We start from the raw sequence: 23726 nt of genomic DNA on the forward strand, positions 1-23726 counted from the left end.
GGGCAAAACCCCGCTCTTCCGGGGCGTTAATCACACTATTTTGGTAGACAAACAGAATTCGGATGCTCGATTCTGGATCAGGAGGAAGATATGGGCAAGAAAATCATTAAGTTCAACCCGAACCGCTGCATCAGTTGCTATGCCTGCGAGATGCACTGCAAGGCCAAGAACAAGGTGCCCGAGGGCGCGTGGCTGGGTAAACTGGTCAGCAAGGGTCCGGTGAACCGCGCCGGCAAGCCCAAACTGCAGACCATGTACATGACCTGCTTCCACTGCGCCAAGGCCTGGTGCGTGGCTTCCTGCCCCACGGGCGCCATGACCCGCGATGAAGACGGGCTGGTGTTTGTGCAGAGCGATCTGTGCGTGGGCTGCAAGGCCTGCATCCAGGCCTGCCCCTGGAGCATCCCGCAGTGGGACGATGCACAGGGCAAGGCCATCAAATGCGATTTTTGCCGGGATCGTCTTGCGGAAGGGCTGGAGCCTGCCTGTGTGACGGCCTGTTGCGCGCATGCCCTTGAATTTGTGGACGTAAACGAAAATTCCAACAAAAACCGCGAAGCCTATGCGCAAACAGTCCTTGCGCGCCAGGAACGCGCCTGATTTAGCCGGGAACACGCCTGAGGCCCCGCGGGGAATCCAGGGGAATCAGGAGTTTACTTATCACCAGACTCAAGTCGAGAAGGAGTGAAGTTGTGAAGCACATGAAACTGTTCGGATTGGTTCTTGTCGCTGCGATGGCCCTGTGCGTCGCCCTGCATGAACCCGCCATGGCTGACAAGCTGTCCGATGCCATCCAGCAGGCTGTGGAAGCCGGCAAGGTCGATCCCTCCCAGCCTGCCGGTTTTCTGGGCATTCCCGGCGGCCCGGTGATTGACTGGTGGAAGGGCCTGCTCTGGGCCATCTGGGTTGGCTGGATCTTCTCCACCGTTGGCGCGTTCGGTGGCGTTATGGCGGCCATCGGGCATATGACCGTGTTCGGCTTTGGCGGCTATGCCAAGAGCTTTGGCAAGGATCTGCAGCTGAACAAGATCGTGACCGACTCCATCCGTACCTCCAACCAGTATCTGGTGGGCACCTCTGCCGGTATCTCCACCTTCAACTACTGGAAGATGGGCCGGCTGGTGCTGCCCCTGGGTCTGGCCCTGGGCGTGGGCACCATCATCAGCTCCTATCTGGTGCCTGTGCTGACTGCCGGCAAGATCAACCTGAGCTCCTACCAGGGCTACTTCGGCCTCTTCGTGCTGATGCTGGGTCTGTATCTGGTGTATGAAGTCACCCCCGCGGGCAAAGCCAAGAAGAAGGCTGCCTCTGCTGCTGCCAAGGCCTTCCAGGAAAGCGTGAAGAAGGGTGGCGACCTGAAAGACCAGGGCGTGAAGATCACCACCTTCAGCGCCACCAAGTGCGTGTTCACCTTCTTTGGCGTGGAATTCCAGTTCAATCCCATCGTGCCGGTCATCGGCGCTTTTGTCATCGGCGCCATCGCCTCCTTCCTGGGTGTCGGCGGCGGCTTCCTGCTGGTGCCCTTCCTGACCTCCATGGCCGGCCTGCCCATGTATCTGGTGGCTGGCACCTCGGCCATGGGCGTTTTTGTGGGGATGATCACCTCCATCTTCTCCTATATGATGCAGGGCACGCCCATTGAATGGCACTTCATCGGTGCGGAAATGGTCGGTATTGTGATCGGCTCCATCGTGGGCCCCCGTACGTCCAAGTACCTCCCGGACACCGCGCTGAAGGTGCTCTTTATCATCCTCGCCTTCTACACTGGCGTGGATTACATCCTGCGCGGCTTCTTTGGCATGAAGCTTCTGTAACCAGCAATCCTGATGCAGGGGCCGTCGCGTGACGGCCCCTGCGTTATTTGGTAGGTATCATCGCATGAGTAGTTTTGCCGATCTGAACACCTTTCTGGATCCACACCTCATCTGGGCCTTCCGTCTGGTCCCGGATGCCCAGTGGGGATTTTTTGTGGGATGTGTGTACGTGGCCTTGTGCACCATCCTTCTTGGCGACGTGGCCATGGTCCTGGCATACCGCATCAACCGCAAACCATATCTGGCGCAGCGGCGTGAGATGCAGCGACACAACGACCTGAGCTTTCAGGCCCTGCTCGAAAAGGACAAAAAAGCCTTCAAGGCCTGCAATATCCTGGCAAACGAGTCCTTTGGCAAAAACTTTTTCCTGGGTGCGACCATGTTTTGCGCCTCCATCTGGCCCATGGCGATCGCCTTGGGGTGGCTGGATTACCGTTTTGGCCGGGTGGAGGATCTGACCGCACCATTCATCGGCGCGGTGCGGCCGGAGTTCTGGTTCATTCCGATTTATATTGGAACCCGCTTTCTTTTTTCCAAAATCAAGCATTACATTCCGCTGTATTCTCGCCTGCATGCGCTGGCCCGGGCCGATGAGGCCGCTCTGGAAAGCGAGCAGCTGCTGCGCGCCGCCGAGGCCAAGGCCGCCCGGCAGGCCGCTCCGGAAGCCACCCCCTGCGAAAAACCGGCCTGAGGCGGCGGCACGTTCCGCAGATCTTCCCAATTGCGGCCGTTGCCGGCTGCCGCGCCTGTCTATTGCGCGGCCAGACGCAGCTGGTGGAAGAACCGTTGCACGTAGCGGCCGGAGACAACCTCGGCAATGGAGAAGGCCAGGGGAGCGTCAGGCAGAAAGGACCCGGACAAGGCCAGAAAGGCCTGGCCGGAAAGCCGGTTGAGCGCGGGAGAGATGCGCTGCCAGAGGGATTCCGCCACCTCGGCGGGCATGCCGTAGGTGCGGCATTGCAACGGCCGCATGTAGAAAAGCATGCAGCGGCCGTGCTCCAGGAGCGGGCAGGCGAAGTCCATGTCCGCCAGGCAGCTTTCCCCCTGGGCGGCCCGCGTCTCCTGCGATTGCTGGCGGATCTGCCGTTCGTGTCGTGACGCCTGATTGGCCCGCTCCATCAGTGCCTGGCGGGTTTCGCTGGTCAGTTCCTCGTTGATCATCGTGGCCAGATCCACCGCTTCAATGAAGGTCAGCTGCACCGGGCGGGTACAGCAGCGGGAATGCTCGCGGCCGCAGCGGGGCAGGGTGGTGCAGGCGTCGGCGATGCTCTGTTCCACCTCAATGGCCAGTTCCTCGTAATCGTGAATAAAGGGATGCAGATCCACCAGCCGTTTGAACTCCAGCCGGGGTTCGCGGATGGTCAGCTTGCCTGCGGCCTTGCCATAGCGCTTGACAGCGCGCCACTGGCAGAAATTCGTCGGCTTGCTGCGCAGTTTGGCCAGGATGCGGTCGGCCATCTTGTGCCCCAGCCCGCGACGCAGGAGATAGGCATTGAGCACGGTGCCGGTGCGCCCGATACCGTGGCGGCAATGGATGTAGACCCGTTTGCCCAGGTAAATGGCCTCATCCAGCCAGGCCAGGGCGGCTTCCAGGGCGGCCATGTCCGGCGCTTCCTCGTCTGGGATGGGCAGGTAGTGGACTTCGAAGCCGTGGTCGCGTTCGATTTCGTGCAGGTCGCAAAACTCGCCGCACAGGTTCAGGATGGCGGAAACGCCTTCGTCGTGGAGCCTGGCCAGCTGGGCGTAGGAGAGCGGGGCCGCGCCCACTGCCAGCTGGTCCGACACCCAGACGAAGGGCGACTCGCGCCGCGCCATGGCTAGTCCCCTTGTTCCTGATCCACGGCGGCCAGGAACTCCTCCGCCAGGGTTCTGGCCTGTTCCGACGATTCCAGGGCAACGTCCATCAGCCGGGTCATGGCCAGGAGCCGTCCGAGAACCACCAGCCGCCGGCGCAGGGTGTTGCAGTCCAGCCCGGCCAGGCGGCCCTCGAACAGATCGCCCATGATCTGGATGGAGAAGCCCTGCGCCTCCAGCACATGGCGCAGGAACTCCAGACGCAGCAGGCGCTGATGATATTGCCCGCCGCCGCCCTTGAAGCGGACGGCCACATGGTTCTTTTCCCCACCCTGGACGCACAACGCGTCTACCACGCAGAAATGATAGCCAAACCGCAGCATGAGGTGCGCGTAGGCATCGTCAATGACGGCAAAGCTGGCCAGCAGTTTTTCATCCAGCAGCAGGCCGCCGCTGTGTCGGTCCAGAGCCTCCCAGTCGGCCATGGGCAGGGACGCGGCGGGGATGGGCGCGCTGGACATGCCCCACCACAGGGCCCACATGGGGGTGCTGGTGATGTCGTCGGGGAGTATCTCGGTCTTGTCCCGTGCGCCGGCAAAGAGCCCGTCGCCCAGGTCCAGCACATACATGGTCATGGGCAGGCGGGTGTGCAGCTTTTTGGCGCGGGCCATGCCGCGGGCGGACTTGCCCACCAGGGAGAACATCTCCTGCACCGCGCTTTCGTGGGCAAAGCGAACCACGTCATGCACCGAGCGGCAGCTCTCCGGCTTGAACTGCGGGGATTGCGGGTCGGTCAGGTTGAGGGTGGCCACGTGGGGCATGAGCTTTTCCAGCCGGGCCTGGGCCGCATCCACCAGGGATTTGCGCGGCAGCCCCGCGGCTTCCACCACTGCCTGTACCAGACCGGGAAACACGTGCCCATGCACGGCATCCAGGGTGACCGGCTCGCCTTCGGGGAGCCGGTCAAACACGTGCTCCCCGCCCACAATCACCGGCAGCCCGAATTCGCGGGCCACGGAGGCGAAGTGCGAGGCCCGGCTGCCGCGCAGGCTGATCACCCCGGCCACCTGGCTCATGATCTGGACCAGGGAAGGCGGCATGGACTCAGTGATCAGGATGCAGCCGGGCGGGGCCGAGCGGATGGCGGCCTCGGTGCGGGCGTGCACCACCGGCCCGCTGGCGCCGCCAGGGGAGACGGACACGCCGCCCGAAAGCAAAGGCTCTGGCAATTGCTCGGCAAGGGGGCGAGGCAGCGGGGCCTCGGTCTGGCCTTGCTGCATGGGACGGGTCTGCAGAATCCACGGCGCACCCTGACGGTCCACGGCCCATTCCACATCCTGCGGGCTGCCGAAATACTGCTCCAGCTGCCAGGCCATGCGCGCCAGACGGCGAATCGTCTCATCCGGCAATCCGGCAAAGCCGGCGGGGCGTTGCAGAATGGCCGGCGGATGCGCCGGCGGCGCGCCAGGGTCAATGCAGAACACGCCGGGAGAGAGCCGGCCGCTGACCAGGTTTTCCCCCAGGCCCGGCACGGCGTACAGCGCCATCATGCCACACAGGCTGGCCGAGCGGTCGGCATCCCGCGTGTAGCAGACGCCCGCATAGGCTGCGTCCACCATGGGCATGACCAGCACGGCCATGGGCGTTTCCATGTCTGACAGGCCGGTGAGGATCCGATAAATGAGCGCCCGGGGCGAATACTTGCCCATGACCACAGTGCGCCAGGCTTCGGGAAGATCCTCCGGGGCCACATCCAGGATGCTGTCGTACTGGCCGGCAAAGGAGTTGGCCGCATCCTCGGCCACGGCGCTGGAACGCACAGCCAGACGGGCCTTGGGATCTGGCAGGCGGGTTCTGGCAGCAAGCAGTTCTTCCAGCACGGCGGCCGGAAGTTCCGCCTGCCGCACCAGGGCCTGCATGGCCGCACTGGCGGCTTCAAGGCCTTCGGGATCGTCCAGACGCAGCCCGCGCAGGCGTTCGTCCAGCTCCTCCCGCAAGTTGTTGGCTTCCAGAAAATAATGAAAGGCGCTGGCCGTGACGACAAACCCCGGCGGTACCGGCAGGTCCGGGAGCTGTTTGGCCTGGAGGAGATTGGCCGCCTTGCCGCCCAGGCTCTGCCCGAGCGGGGCGGCGGGTGCACTGCCTGCCGCCGGCATAAGCGCGGCGGCATCCAGGGGGGCGACAAAAGGCGGCGCCGCATCCGGAGGGGCGATGTCCACGGCGAGTTCCAGATAAAAGGCGATCTTCTGGAAATACTCCATGAGCAGCACGCCCTTGGCGGGCGAAAGGGTGGTCAGGGCGGAGACGAGCTTGCGGCCGATATCCTCCAGCTCGTGCACCAGATGGACCACGCGGGTCCAGTCCACGGCGCGGCGGCCGTAGTGGATGTCTTCGAGTTCGGTGATGCGCTCCAGGCAGGTTTCATCCAGGGCCAGGAGCTCGCGAAACGCCTCATACCGGACGCGCAACAGCGTGCCCGGGGCAAAGACCTGATAGGTCCAGCGTTTCAGCAGTTCCTTGTTCAGCACGGGCTCAGGCGTAGCACGAAGCGTACTGATTTGGCGAGCCCCTAATGGGCGATCTCGTCAGCGCCGCAACGCACAGCGCGGCCGCTACCGGGCCAGCACCTCTTCCACCTTGAGCTCCAGCTCATCCTTGTCGATGGGCTTCACGCAGTATTCGTCCGCGCCAAGGCGCACGCTTTCCCGGGCCGTCTCCAGGGTGGGGTAGCCGGTGAGCATGATGACCTTGATGCCCGCATCAATTTTCTTCAGCTCGTCCAATACTTCCACCCCGGTCATTTTCTTGAGCTTTATGTCAAGGATGGCCAGCTGGGGTTTCTGCTTGGTGGCAAAGGCCAGGGCTTCCTCTTCTTCGGTAAAGCTGGTCACGGCGTGGCCCTTGCGTTCCAGAATGCGCTTGATGAGCACGCCGGCGTCGGCCACGTCGTCCAGCACAATGATGTTTGCCATGGTGCAATTCCTTGTAATCAAAGCGGTCAATTCACGTTGCCGTCACCGGGCGGGGCGCCTCGGCCTGGGCAGGGACGGGGGCCAGATCCGAATGGTCCAGGGGCAGTTCAATGATAAACTGCGAGCCGGGTCCGGCAGCCTCCGGGAGGGCGCCGGCCCTGGCATCTGCCGAAAACTCAGGGGCCGGACTCAGGACGCTGATGGCGCCGCCGTGATCCTTGATGATGCCAAAGGAGACGGACAGCCCAAGCCCCGTGCCCTGGCCCACGCCCTTGGTGCTGAAGAACGGATCGAAAATGCGCGGCAGGTTTTCCGGGGCGATGCCGTCCCCTGTATCAGAGAACGTGGCGATGACCACGCCGCGCTCGCTCTCCAGCCGGGAGGAGACCCGCAACAGTCCGCCGCAGGGCATGGCATCGCGCGCGTTGTTCAGCAGGTTGATCCACACCTGTTTGAGCTTTTCCGGATCGCCGTAGATGATGGGCAGCCGGTCGTCAAGCCGGGTCTGGATTTCCACCTTGTCCAGCAGAAAGGTATGGCGCACCAGGGTCACGGCTTCCATGAGGGAGTTATTGAAGCACATCTCCATCTTGGCGCTGGCGGCCTGACGGGAGAAGCCCAAAAGGTCGGCCACGATCTTGCGGCAGACCTTGGCCTGCTTCTCGATGATCTGCAGATCGCTCTTGAGGCTCGATTCGGCAGGCACATCCTCCTGCAGCAGCTGGGAATACCCGAGGATGACGCCCAGGGGGGTATTGATTTCATGGGCCACCCCGCCGGCCAGCTTGCCCAGGGATTCCATTTTCTGCGCCTGGATGAGCTGATCCTGCATGCTCTTGAGCTGGCTGACATCCCGGGCGGAACGGACCACGGCCACCACGCGGCCCTTGTCGTCCTTGACCGGCACGCGGACCACGTGGAGCCATTGGCTCTGCCCTTCATGGCTGCGGCGGATTTCTTCCTCCTCGCGCCGTCCGGTCTGGAAGATGCGGGCCAGGGCCTCGCGGTTGCGCCTGCCTTCGTCATCGGGCAGGAGGGTGGCGTCCTCCTGGCCGATGATGGCCAGTTCGGATTGTCCGAGCATTTCCGCAAAGGCCTTGTTCACAGCCATGTATCGGTGTTCCCTGTCCTGCAGGGCCACAAAGTCCGGGGTGGCGTCCAGGATGGTGCGCATCAGCTCCTTCTGGCGGGTCAATTCACGTTCTGCGGCGTGCAACTCGTCGAGGTGCAGACGCAGGGTGTAGGTCATGATGTTGAAGGTTTCGCTGAGCTGCTGGATCTCGTCGCCGGCGTTTTCCAGGTACACCTCGCAGTTGGCGCAGGCCTCGTCCGTGATGGGGGAGCACTTGCCTTCAAAACACTCGGGGTGGGCGGCCAGGTTGCCGGCAATATACCAGCAGGGCAGGGAGCCATCGCCATGTACCGGACATTTGGAGAGCGAGCATTGCTTCTCCTTCCAGCAGACCCGCGGCTTGGGCAGGGTGTCCGGCAGCTCCAGGCGGCCAGCCACCACCGAGGCGGCATGCTCCCGCAGCAGGTTGATGCGGCGGGTGACCCGCCGGGCATAAAGCGTGGCCAGGGCCACAGCCAGGATCATGGTCAAAAAGGCCACGTTGGCCACGGGATCGATCAGGGCGCGGATAACGTCTTCCACTCCGGACTTGGAGAGCCCCACCCGGGCCACGCCCAGGCGGTTCCCGGCCACCACCACCGGGGCCGCGAAGTCATACACCAGCATGCTGCCGGCATCGATGAGCTGAATGCGGAAGGTTTCATTGGGCAGCAGCGGATTGGCTGAAGGCAGCTCCACGGGAAAGCCGCTCTGGAAGGTATGGGCCAGCACGTGCCCTTCGGCGTCCATCACAAAGGCGTAAGCCACGTCGTGGCCGGAGCTTTTGAGCTCGTCCACATGGTTTTTGATCCGCAGCAGGTCCTGGGCCAGGAGCGGGTCGCGGATGCGCAGGGCCAGATTCTCGCACAGCATGCGGCCCCACTTCTTGCCTTCGCTGGTCAGGGAGCGGGAGGCCATCTCATGGAAGGTGGCCGTGATGGCCACGGAGACGAACAGCACAATGGCGCTGATGCCAAGACCCAGCTTGGTGGCGAAAGGCAGGCTGCGCGCGATGGCGCCGGGGAAGAATCTCATTCTGTTCCCTCCGTGGCCTGTGGCGGCGGACTGTCGAACAGGAGGTCCACATTCAGGCTGGAGACCAGTTCGCGCACCGGGGCATAGTCCGCATCACGCGCGGGAATCACGGCCTGGATATGGGCGACTTCCAGGATGGGCGCGTGCAGTGGAGATGTCATGGTCAAAGAAAACAGCGCCTTGGAAATCAGATCCACCACCTCGGCGGGCAGATCCTTGCGTGCGGCAAAGAGCCAGCCAGGGTACGCCTTGGAGCGGCCCAACACGGCAACGGTGGAGACATCAATGCGATCGGCCAGAAGATTCAGGGTGCCATCGCGGACCACGCCCACATCGTAGAGTCCGGCATGCACAGCCAGGACCACCTTCTCCTGCTTGCCACCCGGCCCAGGGGCAAAGGCCACCTCGGCAAAGTCCTCCTGGCGCACCCCATGCTCCAAAAACAGGCCCATGGGGAACAAATACCCGCCTGCAGAGGAGGGGTCAACGGCGATGAGCCGTTTGCCCCGGCAGTCCTCAACGGTCTTGATCGTCGGATTGTCCGCCCTGACGATGATCTCCCCGCGAAAGGCCGGAGAGCCAGTGGGTTCGATGATGCGGGCAAAGGCAAAGGCCCCACGCCGGGCCATTTTGAGGTAGGCGAAGGGATTCACATAAGAAATATCAATCTCCCCCCGCTGGACCATGGCGATGTGCTCGTCAAAGGTGGCCGGGAAGACCTGGCGGATGTGCAGCCCCGTGACCTCCCGCAGGTACTCCACCAGCCGGTGGTGTCGGGCATAGGAGATGGTGTGGGAGTACTGCGGCAGGTAGGCATAGGTCAGCCCACCCTGGGGCGCGTGGGGGGAAAGCTCCTGGCGACGGGAGAAATCCACCCGGAGCGCGACTTCATCGTCGCTGCAGCCGGCCAGGGCCAGCAGACCCACCAGGACCAGGCCGATGGCCAGCATCGCCCAGGGAGCGTTCCAAGACACAAGGAGGCGGCGGATGGTGCGACGAGGTGCGATCATATGGCGTGAAAATAGTCATGCCGCCCAGGGAGCGCAAGGCATTTCCGACAGGCAAGGAAGGTGATGCGGGCTTCAGTTGGCGGAAGGCAGGACGTCCGGGGAATGGGGCGAGGCAGCGGCGTCCGGAGCGGCCGCCGGCTGTGCCGCTGCAGCCTGCAGCGTGTGCGGCAGCGGTTCTCCGGCATACATGGCCCGGATGTCCTGCTGGATGGCGGTGCGGTAGCGGGCCACCATGTTCGGGTCGGCCATGACCATGTCCAGCTGGCGGGTGTGCATGAGCAGATAGCCCAGCACTTCCAGCTGGCGGAGCATCTTTTCCGGCGGCAGACAGTCCACTTTGGCGTTCAGGGCGTCGTCCACCAGATCGATGGAATAGCCGAACTCGGCAAGCAGCTCCCCGACCATCTTGGTCCGGATGGAACGCCGCTGCAGATCCGCCGCACCGCCGCGAAAGCGGAACAGGGCATAGGCATTGGACGGGTCCGGGGTCACCAGGGCTTCCACCGTGAGAAAGTGAAAGCCAAAGCGCGATTGGAGGCAGACAAAGTCTTTGGAAATAATGAAGTAATTCTTGTTTTGCATTGGCGAGCCGCGGCTCACATCCAGCATGGGGTTGGTGGTGGCCTCCATGAAAACGCTCATCAGCCCGCGCGAATCAATGGGCGGTGGTCCCTCCCATGGCTTGGCCATCATGCCCCGCCACAGGGCCAGCATGGGCTGGCAGACGATCTCTTCCAGGGTGACGATTTTCTTGACGATGGTCCGCGAGATCTTGCGGCCCATGTACACGCCTTCCACCACCTCCAGTTCCTCGCTGCGCGGCATGACGCCGCCGCCCAGGTCCAGCACCCAGAACTGCATGGCGTTCTCGGCCACCAGCCGGCGGCATTCGCGCATGTCGCAGTCATCCATCTTCTGGTCCAGGCTCTCGGCCTGCTCGAAGAGCTCCATCACGATCTTTTCGTGGCAGAAGCGGGTGATGTCGTGCCAGGTTTTGCAGGAGGCGGCCCGGAAGGTCGGTGCGTGCGGGTCCAGCATGGTCAGGGGGTCGATCTTTTCCCGCACCGCTTGCATGGCGGTGCGGCCGGGCGTGGCGCCCAGCAGCGGCTTGGGATTGGTGCGCGTGAGCACCTGACGCACCCGGCCGGGAAAAATCATGCCCAAGTCCGCATCCACGGTGACGAGTTTGCCAGGCGGCACATGGGTTCGCGCGCCTTCCAGGCCAAACACTGCCGGCACGCCCATCTCGCGGGCCACATTGGCCAGGTGTCCGGTCAGGCTGCCGTGTTCCGTGAGCACCGCCGCGGCCTTGGGCAGCAGCGCGGCATAGCGCGGGGAGGCGGTTTCCGCCACCAGCACCGCGCCCTCGGGGAACTGCAGCATGTCCGCCTCTTTTTGCATGATAAAGGCCGGCCCGTACGCTGCGCCAGGAGAGGCCGTGCGCCCGTCACGCAGGAGCGGCGGGAGGTTCGGCGGCATGTGCGGGGGCTGCATGTCCTTGGCCACTTCCAGGGGACGGCACTGCAGCACCGTGACCGTGTTGGACGGGCCGAAACACCACTCGATATCCACAGGATGGCCGTAATACGCCTCCATGCGCATGGCGGTATGGGCCACCTTGATGGCCTGGGCGTCGTCCAGGCTGGGGCGGGAGGCGTCTTCGGGGTTGACCTCCAGGCGGCAGACGCCTTCCTCCGGCAGGCAGATGAACTTGCGGTGCTTGACGGCCACCCGGCGCTCCACCACGCGCATGGGCTGAAAGCGGGAGACGAGAAAATGGTCTGTGGGGGTGGCGCCGTCCACCACGCTTTTGGGCAGACCCCAGTTGGAGGCGATGGTCACGGCGTCCAGCTCGGGAGCCAGGGGGTGGCGGGAATAGGCCACGCCGCCGCACAGGGCGTTTTCCTGGGTCAGCACGCCCACGGCCATGGCGGCCTCGGTTTCCCGGATGCCCAGGCGTTTGCGGTAGCACACGGCTGCCGGAGACCAGAGGCTGGCGATGACTTCCTTGATGGAATCAATGAGCGCAGGTTCGCGCACGTTGAGCAGGGTGCGGAACTGGCCGGCAAAGGACGCGCCCGGCGCATCCTCGCCCACGGCGCTGGACCGCACGGCCACGGCCACATCCTTGCCCTTGATGGACTGCAACCGGGCGAACTGCTTCCAGATGGCCTCTTCCAGCTCGTCGGGCAGGGTGGCATCCATGATCCGCTGACGGATGCGGCCGCAGGCAGCGTGCAAGGCCTGCGGAAAGAGCGGGGAAAGATTGCCGCACTCCAGGGCCACCAGATCGGTCAGGCCGATGGCATCGCGCAGCAGGGCGAACCCGTGCACGGTGATGGCGAATCCCGGCGGCACATTGAAAAGCAGCTGGCTGCGGATTTCGCCCAGCTGGGCCATCTTGCCGCCCACCACGGCGCCCATGTCCGCGCTCATTTCGGAAATGCGCAGGGTGAGGGGGCCATCCGGGGAGACCAGATTGGGCCGGATCTGGGCCTGTATCTCGCGCTGGATCTCCCGGAACCGCTCGGTCAGGGAGGCGTACTGGCCCGGAGCCATGGCCTGCAGCGCCCGGAGCATGGTGAAGACCTCGCGTCCGATGCGGACAATCTGGCCGTCCAGCCAGGCCATGACGTCCTGGGCAATGGGTTCGGGGAGGGAAGGGGAATCGCAGGCGTGGGCCAGGTCGGCCATTCCCGTGAGGGCGCGGGTGTTGGCCTCCAGGGCCAGACGGAACTGCTCGTAGCGGAACTGCAGGGTGCGGCGGCCCTCTTCCAGGGCGGTCTGTTTGGCGGCGGCGTTCTTGCCGCGCGCACCAAACAGGGAGGAGAGGCGTTCCAGGATGCCCGCCATCGTCTCACCATGCATCCGGTTCAAGGTTTCGAGGGTGCAATCCTGAGTGGGATATAGTCCACTTCCATGCGTCGGGCCAGCAGATTCTTGCCAAAAGGTTCCGGGGAGCAGGCAGCCGGAGCTGCTCGCCCCCCGGAATCAGGGTACGCGGGAAGACGCGTGGTGGAGTTAGGCTTCCTTCTTCTTGCCAGCCTTCATGGCGAAGCCCAGGCCATTGAAGGTGAAGAGCACGCCATAGCCAAACCACATGGTGTAGGCCACGTAGAAGGCCAGGGAGAAGATCAGGATGCCCAGGCGGTCCTTGACCTTCACGGGCTCGATGCCGGCGAAGTTATAGCCCACTTCGATGCTGCGGGTAAGCAGCGTGTTCATGGCCTTGGCTTCTTCCACCAGCTTGAGTTTCTTCAGGGGGATGTCCAGTTCCTTGGCAATATTCCACCAAGTGTACAAGGCCATCTTGGCGCTGACGCCGCTGTACTTGGCCGCAACATCGGCATCCTTCTGGTTGTACAGCAGTTCGGCGTCCACATTGGCGGCATGCATCATCTTGCCGTAGTCGCCTTTGATGGTCAGCTGGCCGCCGTTCTGGGTGGCGGTCATGCCGGTGGCCGTCAGGATGGTGATGGCCGGGGCCATGACCTTGTCCTTGAGGTCGATGGTCACTTCCACCTGTTTGCCATCGAACTTGTCCGCTTCCTTGCTCACGCGATCAAAGAAGTTTGTGGAGCCCTTGGAAAGGGAGTTGAAGAGGTTGTCCGAGGCTTCCAGGGTGTTCTTGCCGTCAAAGAGCGGGGTGAACATGAGAAACAGGACAACGAAGAAGCTTACCAGCAGGGAGATGCCGATGCCGAGTTCTTTCTTATGCATGGACATTGCTTATTCCTCACGCAGCTTGCCGAGGTTGGTCAGGAAGGTAAAGATGATCCAGCCGCCGAAGATGCCCACCGCGATGAAGAAGATCCATTGGCCCACCAGGTCGATGGAGGAAACCATGGCAGGAGAGAGGTCAATCCACTTCATCTTCACCAGCTTGGGCGGCAGGGCAAAGAGGCGGTTGGCAAAGCCGGCCAGGATGGCCGTGGCGTAAAAGCCGCGGATATAAATGCCGGGGACGATCTTGGTGGTCAGGGCGCCGATCTGGATGCCCAGCAGGGAGCCCAGCAGCATGCCCATGGCCAGGGTGTAGAAGATGTAGCCGTACAGGGCGTACTGGGTAAACGCCGCGAAGCCGGCGGTGAAGATGATCTGCAGGATGTCCGTGCCCACGGTGGTAAAGGAGGACACGCCCAGCACGTACACGAAGGCCGGGAAGGTGATGAAGCCGCCGCCCACGCCCATGATGGCAGCCACCAGGCCCACAAAGGCGCCGCAGGCAGCCACGAACACGCCGGAGATCTTCTTGCCGCCGGGGTAGAGATCTTCGTCGAACTTGATCATCGGGGGGATGTTCATGCCCTGCAGGGTGGCGGGCAGGCCCTTCTTCTGCTCATGGGAGGAACCACCTTCCACGTGGCCGTGGGAGTCCACCTTGCCGCCGGCACGCTTGAGCTTGAAGAAGTCCGTCAGGGAGTAGAAGCCCAGGAAGCCCAGCAGCACAACGTACACGCCGGAGATGAAGACTTCCGAGAGCAGGGGGTCGTAGTCGTACAAGGTGCGGTTGATTTCCCCGCCCACAAGCACGCCCACCAAAGAGCCCACCAGGAAGGCCACGGCCAGGGGCACGTTCACGTTGCCCAGCTTCTTGTGCACCACGGTGCCCATGATGGCCTTGGCAAAGATGTGGAACAGGTCCGTGCCCACGGCCAGAATGCCCTTGATGCCTGCGCTCATGAGGGCCGGGGTGATGATGAAGCCCCCGCCAGCGCCGATGCAGCCCGTGATCAGGCCGGCGCACAGGCCGATGGCGATGGTGACCAGGAAGATTTTGAGTTCATAAAAGGCGGGGCTGTAGGCCGTTTTGTCCCCGAGCATCTTGGGCAGGGTGTCATCCCCGGCGAAACACAGGCCATAAATGACCATGGGAATGATGGTGAGCACAGCAACAAGCAGCATCCGCTTTTTGCTGCGCAGGATATTCATGCTGGTTTCATACTCCCAGCGGGCATGGCGCTCGGTACCCGCCATGAGCATTTGGTACATTTGCCGCATTACGTTCATTTTCCGCTCCCGTTGTGAATTGTTTCACATGGCCTTTCAAAAATTTCTTGTCACATCGCCACTGTATGATCTCCCAGAGCACGCGGGTCCTCCGCCGACTCCTGGGAGGGGGTTGCCTGAATGGGGGCTGTGGTGCCCGTGGGCTCTGCGGGCGTCCCGCGGTGGGAGGAGGCGTCCTCCAGCCGTTCCACAAGATGTTCCACGTCCACGGGGTGCAGCAGACAGTCGAACGCGCCAAGGGACGTGCATTCCGAAAGGGCGTCCGCCTCGTGGGCTTCGGCCAGCAAAATGACTGCCACAGCAGGGTGATGCTGTTTGATCTGCCGCAGGGTCTCCAGGCACTGGCCAGGGTTGCCGGCGGCGTTGAGCACCACCACCTCCACGGTGCCCAGGTTGGGGGAGTTGAGGGCGGCGAGCACGCCTTCGCACCTGGAAATTGCCTGTACGGCCACCCGGCGGGGGGCCAGCTTGCGGGCCAGCCGGGCCAGCACGGGTTGATCCTCTCCCGCCACCAGCACGCGCACAACGGCACCGGCAGCCTCGACACGCGCCGGGGCCGGCAGGCTGGAAGCCATCACCGCATCCACGGTCTCGAAGTCGCCGCTTTCCGCATAGGCCACGGCCACCATGGCGTCCTCGATGCGGGCTCGCGCAGCGCGGCGGATGGCCAGGACCAGTTCGTCCAGATCAATCAGGGAGGCCCCGGACTCCTCTGCCTGCGGATCACTCTCGCGGGCCTTGGCCAGGGAATAAAATGCGCCCAGCTTGGCAGCCTCGTTCTTGATGGCGGGTTCTTCTGCCGGAAAGAGGGTGATAACGCGGATTTCCGGGTACAGGCTGCGAATCTTGTGCAGAATGGCCAGGCCATCGGCTCCCTGGGGGGTCAGCATCTCCAGATCCAGGATCAGGACGTCCGGCAGCTGCTGGGCGGCCGGATCCAGCCCCCCGGCGGACATGTCGCTCAGGAGCATGATGTCCTTGAGCAGCTTGTCCGACCGCAGCCGGGCGATGAGCGCCGCGGCAAGGGCGTCGTCCTGGAGGAGCATGAGCAGGGAGAGGGTGGGCATGGTCCTGTTCCTTGGCCTTGGTCGGTGCGGCGCTGTTCAGGAAGCCTGGCGGGCGGCGCAGGCAGCATTCAGCTTGTCCAGCAGTTCCTGCAGATCAAAGGGAACCTGGATGTCATCATACGCGCCATGCTTGCGCGCGGCCAGGGAGAGTTTGAAGTGCGCCTCCGGAGCCATGGCAATGATGGGGGTACGCGGGGAAACGGTGTGTATGCGATCCATCATGGCCAATCCCTCCTCTCCCAACTCTCCCAGCCCTAACAATGCCACATCCACATGTTCTTCAAAAGAATTTTCCACATCCCATCCAGCCGCTTTCACGATGTAGCCCTCGCTGCGCAGTCTGCGCTGCAGGTATTCCCGCAGGCCGGGGTTTGCCTCCACCAGGAGCACTCGCTTGGGTACTGCATCCATATCGCACCGTCACACAACAACGTGGCCGTACCAGACATGCGAGGAAGTCAGGCCCACATCCTGCAGCAGGGCCCCCAGGTTCTGCCGGGTGCGGCGGGTATCGCGCTGCAGGGCGCCCAGGATGTCCCGTTCAGCCACGACGTGTTCGCCTCGTTCTGCAAAGGCCACGGCGGCGTAAGCGTCTTCAAGGTCATCGTGGAGGGACTGCCGGGCCCGCCCGGAAGCCTGTGACTGCGCCTTGCCGGCAGCGCCGAACAGCGACTTGAGCGTCTGCATGAAACGAAGCATGGCGACCTCCTTGAGACATGCTTGCAGCATGGGGTTTCCCCAGCCGCGTATGACACAGAATTAACAAGAGCCGTGCCAAGCGCGACGGAGCAAGGAAAGACGCGGAGTTGGGGTCGCCAGGGGAGGCGGGGAATGTTTCAGTGGAGAACGATATGAAACAAATTGGTAAAAAAAGCACAAAACAAAAAGAAACAAAATAAAACAATCAGGCCCGGCTGCGGGGGAGTAAGAGCCGCTCATCCGAGGTGCCCGGCCCCAGTTCACCGCGGCCCCAGGCTTTGGCGGCATCTTCCGCCAGGGCGACAATCGAGTCTATCACCTTGATTTTTTTCCACTGCAGGTAATCGTAGAACTCTTCTTCAATGCCGCCGCACAGCACCACCTCCACTTCCTCCTTCAGGATCAGCTGGCAGAGGTCCTCGGCCGATGCTTGGGGAAGTACGATGATGGTGCTGGTGCGAATGCGTTCCGGCGATTTGGGATCCAGCTCGCCGATCCAGACTTCCGTGGCCAGGTCGAAACGCGGGGCGACTTCCGGGCCGTACAGGGGGATGAGCAGACGGGACATGGGCGCTCCAGAACCACTCAGCAGTGGCGGATAGGACAGGGCGGCCAGCCAGCTGACCGCAGGGATGGCTTATGAATCCAGGCCATATTGCTTCATTTTCCGCCACAGGGTGGAGCGGCCCCAGCCCAGAAGCTCGGCCGCCTTGCCTCGCCGTCCGCGGGCCTGGGCCAGGGCCTGGAGGATCATGCGTTTTTCGGTATCGGACCAGGCATCTCCCTCGTGTACCGCACTGCTGCGGGCTTGTGGCGGGTGGGCCGGCAAGGGGGAGTGCTCCGGGAGCCGGGAGAGGCCTGGTGGCATGAATCCCGACTGCTCCAGCAAATAGGTGGGCAGGTGGATGACTTCAATCCGGCTGCCACTGCAGACGTTGACGGCATATTCGATGATGTTGCGCAGCTCGCGGACATTTCCAGGATACGGGTAGTGCAGGAGAACATCCCGGGCTTCGTCGCTCAATGTCTGGACATGCTTCTTGAATTCCTCGTTGATGCGTCGCAGGAAATGGTCCAGCAACAGGGCCACATCCTCCTCGCGATCGCGCAGGGCCGGGATATGCAGCCGGACGACATTGAGCCGGAAGAACAGATCCTGGCGAAAGGTGCCCTGGCGGACCATTTCTTCCAGATTGCGATGCGTGGCGGCGATGAGCCGCACGTTCACCGGCACGGGCATGCTGCCGCCCAGGGGGGAGATGACGCGATCGTCCAGAAACGTCAGTAGCTTGACTTGCAGGGTCAGGGGCAGGTCGCCAATTTCCGTCAGAAACAGGGTGCCGTTGTGGGCCAGCTGGAACCGTCCCGGCTTGTTCTCCGTGGCCCCGGTAAAGGCGCCCTTGCGGTGGCCGAAGAGTTCGGATTCCAGGAGTGTCTCCGGCAGGGCGCCGCAGTTGACCTTCACGAACGGCCCCTTGGCCCGCGGTGAGGCCTGATGGATGGCCTCGGCCAACAAGTCCTTGCCTGTTCCTGTTTCCCCGGTCACCAGCACCGAGGAATCGGACGAGGCGATGGACGGCACCAGCTGGAACAGCCGCTCCATCTGCGGCGAGCGGCCAACAATGCGCCCGAAGGTGAAGCCGGCCTGCTGCCGGGTGGCCATTTCGGAGAAGGGGCGCAGGTCTTCGATGCATTCGATGTACCCGGCCAGACGACCGCGGGCAGTCAGGGCCGGGGATTGCGTGGCCCGCACGGGGATGCGCTGGCGCAGCTTGTTGATGATGTCCGCCTCGTGGACCACGGCGCGGTCCTCGGCCTGGAGACTGTCCAGAGGACAGCCACGCACACAGAGGCTGGAACGCAGCACGTGCCGGCAGGGCAGCCCCTCGGCTTCCTCCTGGGTGAAGCCGGTCAGGGCCTGGGCCGGCCGGTTCAGCAACAGGACGCGCTTCTCCCTGGAGAGCAGCACCACGGGCATGGGGATACTGTTCAGAAGGGGCAGCAGCTCCACGGGGGAGTCGTACAGCTGCTCGACCAGCGGAAGGGGAAGCGTCTCGTCAGCCATGGTTCCTCGACAGGTGAACGGGGCAGGGCCGGCCAGGCCAGATCAGGTCAGGCCAGCGGTGCTCCTCGTGGATGCCGCACGCATCGTCCCATCATCGGCACAACTTGTCCAGCCATGGCGATGGCCATGGCCATGGCCTGGCTCCATCACGCGTCTCTGAGCGCCTCCACAATGGAGAGCCGCGCCGCGCGCAGGGCCGGGAGCAGGCCGCCGGCCACGCCCATCAGGGCCGAAAATCCCACACAGAGCATCGCAATGCCCGGCGTGAGGCGGAAGGTGAAGGCCAGCTCGGAAAAGGTCTGGAAATTGGTGGTGGAAAAGGTGAACTGCGTCAGCAGGGAGGCCGCAAGCACGCCCATGGCCCCGCCCAGCAGGCCCAGCAGCAGGGCCTCCAGCAAAAAGGCGACGAGGATCTCGCCGCGGCCAAAGCCCAGGGCGCGCAGGGCGCCGATTTCGGCCACGCGGGTGGCCACGGCGGAATACATGGTGATCATGGCCCCGATCATGGCTCCCAGGGAAAAGATGGCCGTGAGCGAGATGCCCAGCACCCGCAAAAAGGTGGCCATCATCTCGGATTGTTTCTCATAAAAAGCCGTCTCGCGGAACACGTCCACCTGCAGGCGGGGATCCGCGGCAAGGCGGGTTTGCAACGCCTCCAGGGCGGCAGACTCCTTCAGCCGGAGCAGGACCGTGGAAAAGGCCTGCCGGCGGAAGGACTGCATCAGGACTTCCACATCCCCCCAGGCCTCGGAGGCGAAGCCGGAGCCGGCGGCATCGAACACACCCACAATGGGCCAGCGGGCCTGGGCAAAGGCCAGGGACTGCCCCAACTCCACACCGGCAAAGCTGCGGGCCACGGCCGCGCCAACAAGCACTTCCGTGGAGCCCGGCCGGGGCAGCCGGCCGCGCAACAGGCGAAACTCCGGCCGCAGGGCATAGGAGGCCGCCTCCACCCCGCGCACAGGCACGTTGGAGACAACCCCTGCGCCCTTCTTGGGCAGGCCGATGAGCACCAGCAGCTCCCGGGCGGCCAGGGGCAGGCCGTCCGGGGCGGAGGCCACCTCCGGCGCGGTGAGGACGATGCCCGCGGCCCAGCGTTCGATGCCGCTTTGCACTTCCGTCTCCGAGCCCTTGCGCAGGAGGATGGCGTTTTCCGGCGAGCCCGTGGCCACCAGGGTCTGCTGCAGGCCCTCGGCCAGCATGAGCGTGGCCGCAAAGACGAACACCACCAGCCCCATCCCTCCGGCGGTCAGGGCCGTGGTCAGCCGGCGGCGTTTGAGGTTGCGCCAGGAATAGGAAAGCGGCACGGCCATCAGCCCAGCCTCCGCAGCCCTTCGGCAATGCGCAGCCGGGCGGCGGAAACGGCCGGGAACACCCCGGCCAGCAGGCCCACCAGCGCGCCCAGTACCGCTCCCAGCTCAAAGGTCTGGGGTTTGACTTCCACATAGGGGAAATAGTTCGCCAGAAAATGCCCAAAGGCCCTGGCTCCGGCGGGGATGCCAGCCAGACCCAGCCCCGTGCCGGCCAGGGCCAGCACCAGGGACTCGCCGATAATCAGCAGGCCGATGGTCCGGCCGCCAAAGCCCACGGTTTTCATGGCCGCGTATTCCGCGGTCCGCTCCCTGGCGCTCATGGCCATGGTGTTCGCGGCCACGGCCAGGATGATCACGATCACCACATACGACACGATGCGGATGGCCACCAGGATGGCCTCGCTCATGGCCAGAAAGCCCTGGGTAAAGGCCTTTTCCGTTTCGGTCAGGGTCTCGGCGCGGGAGTTTTTGAACAGGCTGTCGATGCGGCGGGCCGTTTCGGCGGCCCGGGTCTCGTCGGCCACCTGGATCATGTAGAACCCTACCTCGCCGGCCTGGGGGGACCCCTGGCGCTTGAGGGTCTCGTCGAGATAGGCCCAGTGGAAGAGCAGTTGCGTCTCATCCACGGTGTTGCGCGCGCCCTGGTACACGGCGCGGATGGTCAGGGGCCAGTCGCCGGGGTAGATGGTGCCGCGCAGGGTGACGGTATCGCCAAGTTGCCAGCCGAAACGGTCCATGAGTTTCTGTCCCACCAGGGCGGCCTTGCGGTCCTTGATGAAGGCCAGGCGCTGTTCTTCAGGCACCAGGAATTCGGGGTAGATGGTCAGGTAACTGGCCGGCTCCACGCAGAAGTTGGCGAAAAAGTTCTTCTCGTCAATGTAAATGCCGCCAAACCAGTTGCCGTAGGACACGGCGCGGACGTTTTCCACGGCGCGGATCTTCTCGCGCTGGGAAAGCGGCAGGGGGAAGACCAGGCTGATGGCGTTGCGGGTGACCAGCCGATTGGCCGCCGCGGCCTCCACGCCGGCGTTCCAGGTGTCGATGACCGTGCGCAGGAGCCCGAAGGCCAGGATGGCCACCGCCACGCCGGCCACGGTGAGCAGCGAGCGCAGCCGGTGACGAAAGGCATTGCGGAACAGGAGCTTGAGGAGCAGCATGGCCGCCACCTCAGGCCGGGGCGGCGGGCGGATGCCCGTTTTCGTCCGTCCCGGATTGCCCAGTTTTGTCTGTCCCGGACTGTCTAGTTACGTCCGTCCCGGACTGGCCATTGGCTTCCGTCCACAATTCGCCCTTGTCCAGGTGAATGAGCCGGCGGGCGCGCTCGGCGGCCCTGGGATCGTGGGTGACCATGACGATGGTCTTGCCCAGCTCCCGATTGAGCCGTTCCATGAGGGTCAGCACTTCTTCGGCCGAAGCGCGGTCCAGGTCGCCCGTAGGCTCGTCGGCCACCAGCAGTTCGGGGTCCGCGGCCACGGCCCGGGCAATGGCCACCCGCTGCTGCTGCCCGCCGGAAAGCTGGCCGGGGTAGTGGTCCAGCCGGTCGGCCAGGCCCACGGCAGCCAGGGCGGCCCGGGCGTGCTCGTGGCGCTCGCGGCGGGGGAGATCCGTCAGCAGCAGGGGCAGTTCCACGTTCTCCTGGGCTGTGAGCACGGGAATGAGATTGTAAAACTGAAAGATGAAGCCCACATGCCGGGAACGCCAGTCGGCCAGCTCGGTTTCGGAAAACGCGGTGAGGTCCTCGCCACGAAAGAGAATCTCCCCGGCGTCGGCCTGATCGATGCCGGCGATGCAGTTCAGCAGGGTGGACTTGCCCGAGCCCGAGGGGCCCATCAGGGCCACGAAGTCACCGGGAAGGATATCCAGGGTGATGTCTGTCAGGACTGGAATATCCTGCTCGCCGCGGCGGTAGCTTTTGGCCAGGTTGCGGATACGCAGCAGGGGGATGGTTTCGGAGGCGGTGTTGTGGGGCATGGCTCACTCTTCCTGCACGCGCACGGCCATGCCTCCGGCAAGTTCCGGAACCGGAGCGAGGACGACCCGTTCGCCGGCAGTCAGATTGCCCGTCACCTCCACCAGCCCGCCCATGCGCTCGCCGAGCTGCACGGACACCTGCTCCAGGGTGCCGTTCTGGTAACGCAGGACCACAGTCTGATCCTGGGCCCTGCCATCGCGCAGGGCCTGGGCCGGGACGGTCAGGCGGGGCGTCTCCTCGCCTGGAGCCAGGGCGCGGGAAAGGAAGGCCACCCGCACGCTCATGTCCGGCAGCACCCGCGGGTCCAGTTCGCGGAAGCGGACTTTGACCAGAATGGTGGCCTTGGTCCGGTCCGCCGTGGGCACGATCATGTGCACCGTGCCGGGGAAGCGTTCGCCGGGCAGGGCGTCCAGTTCGATTTCGCAGGGCATGCCCTGGGCCACCTTGCCGATTTGCGATTCGCTGACATCCACCTCGGCCTGCAGGGAGCCCAGGTCCGCGATGGTCACCACCGAGGCCCTGGCGTTGGCCGCCGCGCCCAGGGGGGTGAGAATGTCGCCCACGTCGGCGTTTTTGGTCAGCACCACGGCGTCAAAGGGCGCGCGCAGGGTGGCGTAGCCCAGGTCCACCTCGGCCTGGCTGGCCCTGGCCCTGGCGGCCAGGATGTTTTTGTGGGCCAGAAAGATGGCCGCGCGGGCCACGCCCAGGCGGGTGTCCGCGGCGTCGTATTCCGATTGCGCCACCGAGCCTTTGCGCACCAGTTCGCGCAGGCGGCGCTCGTTGCGTTCCGCGTCCACAAGATCCGTCTGCAGTTCGGCCAGTCGTGCCTCGGCCGCCACCACCTCGGCCCGGGCGGCGTCCAGGGCGGCGGCGAGGTCTTCGGCCTCCAGGCGGGCCAGGACATCCCCGGCTTTCACGTGCTGGCCTTCCTCCACCCCCAGCCAGACCAGCTGTGAGGTGATCTTGGCTGCCACCGAGGATTTGCGGTCGGCCACGATGTACCCGCTGGCCGTGAGAGTGGAAAGCTGCTGGGAAGGATAGGTCTGGGCCACCGAGCCCAGCCGGACCATGGGCGGCCGCGGCCAGAACCACCAGCCCGCCGCACCGGCCAGAAGCAACAACACTACGAGCAGCCCCCAGGGGATCCGGCGGCGGCGACGGACACCAGGGCCGCCGCGGTCGATGCGCAGGGCGGACAGGGATTGCGCGGAGGGGGGAGCATCAGGAGTCATGGCTGGGGATCTAGCACCGATTCTTCGGCTTGCAAAGAAAAAGCGCTGATTGAAACAGGGGGTTGCGAAGGGTATGGCCGTGGGATGACCGAAACGGGAACGCCAAGTGGCAGACAGCGTCAGGAAATCCCGACCATCGCATTGACCCGCCCCCTCGTCTGCCTTACTCTTTCTGATTACGGGGCGCCAATTCTCCTGGCTCCCTCCGACCACCTCAAAGGAGTCCACCACAATGAAGACGTTCAGCCTTCTCTGCCTGTTGCTCCTGGTTGCCGCCGCCCCTGCCTACGCAGGCATGCCGGCCGGGCACGGGCACGGCATGATGAGTTTCGACAAGCTGGATGCCGACAAGGACGGCAAGCTCTCGCGCGATGAATTCAACACCATGATGCAGGGCAGCGCGCATCCGGACAACAAGGACGCCGCCTTCAAGATGATCGACAAGGACGGTGACGGCTCCATCAGCGGCCCGGAATGGGAAGCCTTTGCCGAGTCCCACGCCAAGGCCATGGGCAAGCACAATCAGGGCACACCGTATCAGGATCAGGAAAGCTGCAACAAGACGCAATAGTTGCAGGTTAGGACGTTTTTCCTCCAGGGTCGCAAGGATGGGGGAGTGCGGGGCGCTTTTC

The 23726-nt window shown here is 63.9% G+C and carries 21 protein-coding genes; 4 read left to right on the top strand and 17 right to left on the bottom strand.

Annotated elements, in window-relative coordinates:
- Positions 1-90 precede the first annotated feature (90 nt).
- From ACYQ00_RS08070 to ACYQ00_RS08080, 3 genes are all read left to right on the top strand, one after another.
- Positions 91-600: a 4Fe-4S dicluster domain-containing protein gene (locus ACYQ00_RS08070; protein ID WP_460031623.1), complete on the top strand. Its 510-nt coding sequence runs from the start codon at positions 91-93 to the stop codon at positions 598-600.
- 101 nt (positions 601-701) lie between these two features.
- Positions 702-1814: a sulfite exporter TauE/SafE family protein gene (locus ACYQ00_RS08075; protein WP_460032499.1), complete on the top strand. Its 1113-nt coding sequence runs from the start codon at positions 702-704 to the stop codon at positions 1812-1814.
- 64 nt (positions 1815-1878) lie between these two features.
- On the top strand, positions 1879-2505 hold the full coding sequence (locus ACYQ00_RS08080) for a hypothetical protein (RefSeq protein ID WP_460031624.1): 627 nt from the start codon (positions 1879-1881) through the stop codon (positions 2503-2505).
- Between the two features lie 59 nt (positions 2506-2564).
- Here the strand turns inward: ACYQ00_RS08080 and ACYQ00_RS08085 are convergent, their stop codons facing one another.
- The 17 genes from ACYQ00_RS08085 to ACYQ00_RS08165 form a co-directional block, all read right to left on the bottom strand.
- Positions 2565-3629: a protein-tyrosine phosphatase family protein gene (locus tag ACYQ00_RS08085; protein ID WP_460031625.1), complete on the bottom strand. Its 1065-nt coding sequence runs from the start codon at positions 3627-3629 to the stop codon at positions 2565-2567.
- 2 nt (positions 3630-3631) lie between these two features.
- Positions 3632-6136, bottom strand: a complete 2505-nt coding sequence (locus ACYQ00_RS08090; RefSeq protein WP_460031626.1) for a PEP/pyruvate-binding domain-containing protein — start codon at positions 6134-6136, stop codon at positions 3632-3634.
- Positions 6137-6220: 84 nt separating this feature from the next.
- Positions 6221-6580 carry a response regulator gene (locus ACYQ00_RS08095; protein ID WP_460031627.1) on the bottom strand — a complete coding sequence of 120 codons (360 nt, stop codon included), beginning with the start codon at positions 6578-6580 and terminating at the stop codon, positions 6221-6223.
- 31 nt (positions 6581-6611) lie between these two features.
- Positions 6612-8726, bottom strand: coding sequence for an ATP-binding protein (locus tag ACYQ00_RS08100; protein ID WP_460031628.1), 2115 nt, complete (start codon positions 8724-8726; stop codon positions 6612-6614).
- Positions 8723-9676 carry a phosphate/phosphite/phosphonate ABC transporter substrate-binding protein gene (locus ACYQ00_RS08105; protein ID WP_460032500.1) on the bottom strand — a complete coding sequence of 318 codons (954 nt, stop codon included), beginning with the start codon at positions 9674-9676 and terminating at the stop codon, positions 8723-8725. Before ACYQ00_RS08105 ends, ACYQ00_RS08100 begins: the two co-directional genes overlap by 4 nt.
- A gap of 132 nt (positions 9677-9808) precedes the next feature.
- Positions 9809-12589, bottom strand: coding sequence for a PEP/pyruvate-binding domain-containing protein (locus ACYQ00_RS08110; protein ID WP_460031629.1), 2781 nt, complete (start codon positions 12587-12589; stop codon positions 9809-9811).
- Between the two features lie 168 nt (positions 12590-12757).
- Positions 12758-13456, bottom strand: a complete 699-nt coding sequence (locus tag ACYQ00_RS08115; RefSeq protein WP_460031630.1) for a hypothetical protein — start codon at positions 13454-13456, stop codon at positions 12758-12760.
- A 9-nt stretch (positions 13457-13465) separates the two neighbouring features.
- Entirely contained in the window at positions 13466-14746 is a 1281-nt protein-coding gene (locus ACYQ00_RS08120; protein WP_460031631.1) for a sulfite exporter TauE/SafE family protein, read from the bottom strand.
- A gap of 50 nt (positions 14747-14796) precedes the next feature.
- The gene (locus ACYQ00_RS08125) at positions 14797-15813 is read right to left on the bottom strand and encodes a response regulator (protein ID WP_460031632.1); all 1017 of its coding nucleotides are present in this window, start codon (positions 15811-15813) and stop codon (positions 14797-14799) included.
- Positions 15814-15849: 36 nt separating this feature from the next.
- Positions 15850-16224 carry a response regulator gene (locus ACYQ00_RS08130; RefSeq protein WP_460031633.1) on the bottom strand — a complete coding sequence of 125 codons (375 nt, stop codon included), beginning with the start codon at positions 16222-16224 and terminating at the stop codon, positions 15850-15852.
- 9 nt (positions 16225-16233) lie between these two features.
- Entirely contained in the window at positions 16234-16512 is a 279-nt protein-coding gene (locus tag ACYQ00_RS08135) for a hypothetical protein (RefSeq protein WP_460031634.1), read from the bottom strand.
- 205 nt (positions 16513-16717) lie between these two features.
- Entirely contained in the window at positions 16718-17080 is a 363-nt protein-coding gene (locus ACYQ00_RS08140) for a NifB/NifX family molybdenum-iron cluster-binding protein (protein WP_460031635.1), read from the bottom strand.
- Positions 17081-17149: 69 nt separating this feature from the next.
- The gene (locus ACYQ00_RS08145; protein WP_460031636.1) at positions 17150-18577 is read right to left on the bottom strand and encodes a sigma-54 interaction domain-containing protein; all 1428 of its coding nucleotides are present in this window, start codon (positions 18575-18577) and stop codon (positions 17150-17152) included.
- 146 nt (positions 18578-18723) lie between these two features.
- Positions 18724-19890: an ABC transporter permease gene (locus ACYQ00_RS08150; RefSeq protein ID WP_460031637.1), complete on the bottom strand. Its 1167-nt coding sequence runs from the start codon at positions 19888-19890 to the stop codon at positions 18724-18726.
- Positions 19890-21047, bottom strand: a complete 1158-nt coding sequence (locus tag ACYQ00_RS08155; RefSeq protein WP_460031638.1) for an ABC transporter permease — start codon at positions 21045-21047, stop codon at positions 19890-19892. Before ACYQ00_RS08155 ends, ACYQ00_RS08150 begins: the two co-directional genes overlap by 1 nt.
- Before the next feature lie 10 nt (positions 21048-21057).
- Complete coding sequence (locus tag ACYQ00_RS08160) at positions 21058-21861, bottom strand: ABC transporter ATP-binding protein (protein ID WP_460031639.1); 804 nt, start codon at positions 21859-21861, stop codon at positions 21058-21060.
- A 3-nt stretch (positions 21862-21864) separates the two neighbouring features.
- A complete protein-coding gene (locus ACYQ00_RS08165) occupies positions 21865-23094 on the bottom strand; it encodes an efflux RND transporter periplasmic adaptor subunit (RefSeq protein ID WP_460031640.1) in 1230 nt (409 codons plus the stop codon).
- Between the two features lie 232 nt (positions 23095-23326).
- On the opposite strand from ACYQ00_RS08165, the gene ACYQ00_RS08170 reads away from it, so the two are divergent.
- On the top strand, positions 23327-23665 hold the full coding sequence (locus ACYQ00_RS08170; protein ID WP_460031641.1) for an EF-hand domain-containing protein: 339 nt from the start codon (positions 23327-23329) through the stop codon (positions 23663-23665).
- The last annotated feature ends 61 nt before the right edge of the window (positions 23666-23726 follow it).

Source organism: Megalodesulfovibrio paquesii, assembly GCF_054653055.1.

Coding starts and splice junctions, on each gene's coding strand:
- ACYQ00_RS08070 (WP_460031623.1), top strand. CDS start 91: ATGGGCAAGAAAATCATTAAGTTCAACCCGAACCGCTGCATCAGTTGC.
- ACYQ00_RS08075 (WP_460032499.1), top strand. CDS start 702: ATGAAACTGTTCGGATTGGTTCTTGTCGCTGCGATGGCCCTGTGCGTC.
- ACYQ00_RS08080 (WP_460031624.1), top strand. CDS start 1,879: ATGAGTAGTTTTGCCGATCTGAACACCTTTCTGGATCCACACCTCATC.
- ACYQ00_RS08085 (WP_460031625.1), bottom strand. CDS start 3,629: ATGGCGCGGCGCGAGTCGCCCTTCGTCTGGGTGTCGGACCAGCTGGCA.
- ACYQ00_RS08095 (WP_460031627.1), bottom strand. CDS start 6,580: ATGGCAAACATCATTGTGCTGGACGACGTGGCCGACGCCGGCGTGCTC.
- ACYQ00_RS08100 (WP_460031628.1), bottom strand. CDS start 8,726: ATGAGATTCTTCCCCGGCGCCATCGCGCGCAGCCTGCCTTTCGCCACC.
- ACYQ00_RS08105 (WP_460032500.1), bottom strand. CDS start 9,676: ATGCTGGCCATCGGCCTGGTCCTGGTGGGTCTGCTGGCCCTGGCCGGC.
- ACYQ00_RS08110 (WP_460031629.1), bottom strand. CDS start 12,589: ATGGCGGGCATCCTGGAACGCCTCTCCTCCCTGTTTGGTGCGCGCGGC.
- ACYQ00_RS08115 (WP_460031630.1), bottom strand. CDS start 13,456: ATGCATAAGAAAGAACTCGGCATCGGCATCTCCCTGCTGGTAAGCTTC.
- ACYQ00_RS08120 (WP_460031631.1), bottom strand. CDS start 14,746: ATGAACGTAATGCGGCAAATGTACCAAATGCTCATGGCGGGTACCGAG.
- ACYQ00_RS08125 (WP_460031632.1), bottom strand. CDS start 15,813: ATGCCCACCCTCTCCCTGCTCATGCTCCTCCAGGACGACGCCCTTGCC.
- ACYQ00_RS08130 (WP_460031633.1), bottom strand. CDS start 16,224: ATGGATGCAGTACCCAAGCGAGTGCTCCTGGTGGAGGCAAACCCCGGC.
- ACYQ00_RS08135 (WP_460031634.1), bottom strand. CDS start 16,512: ATGCTTCGTTTCATGCAGACGCTCAAGTCGCTGTTCGGCGCTGCCGGC.
- ACYQ00_RS08140 (WP_460031635.1), bottom strand. CDS start 17,080: ATGTCCCGTCTGCTCATCCCCCTGTACGGCCCGGAAGTCGCCCCGCGT.
- ACYQ00_RS08145 (WP_460031636.1), bottom strand. CDS start 18,577: ATGGCTGACGAGACGCTTCCCCTTCCGCTGGTCGAGCAGCTGTACGAC.
- ACYQ00_RS08150 (WP_460031637.1), bottom strand. CDS start 19,890: ATGGCCGTGCCGCTTTCCTATTCCTGGCGCAACCTCAAACGCCGCCGG.
- ACYQ00_RS08155 (WP_460031638.1), bottom strand. CDS start 21,047: ATGCTGCTCCTCAAGCTCCTGTTCCGCAATGCCTTTCGTCACCGGCTG.
- ACYQ00_RS08160 (WP_460031639.1), bottom strand. CDS start 21,861: ATGCCCCACAACACCGCCTCCGAAACCATCCCCCTGCTGCGTATCCGC.
- ACYQ00_RS08165 (WP_460031640.1), bottom strand. CDS start 23,094: ATGACTCCTGATGCTCCCCCCTCCGCGCAATCCCTGTCCGCCCTGCGC.
- ACYQ00_RS08170 (WP_460031641.1), top strand. CDS start 23,327: ATGAAGACGTTCAGCCTTCTCTGCCTGTTGCTCCTGGTTGCCGCCGCC.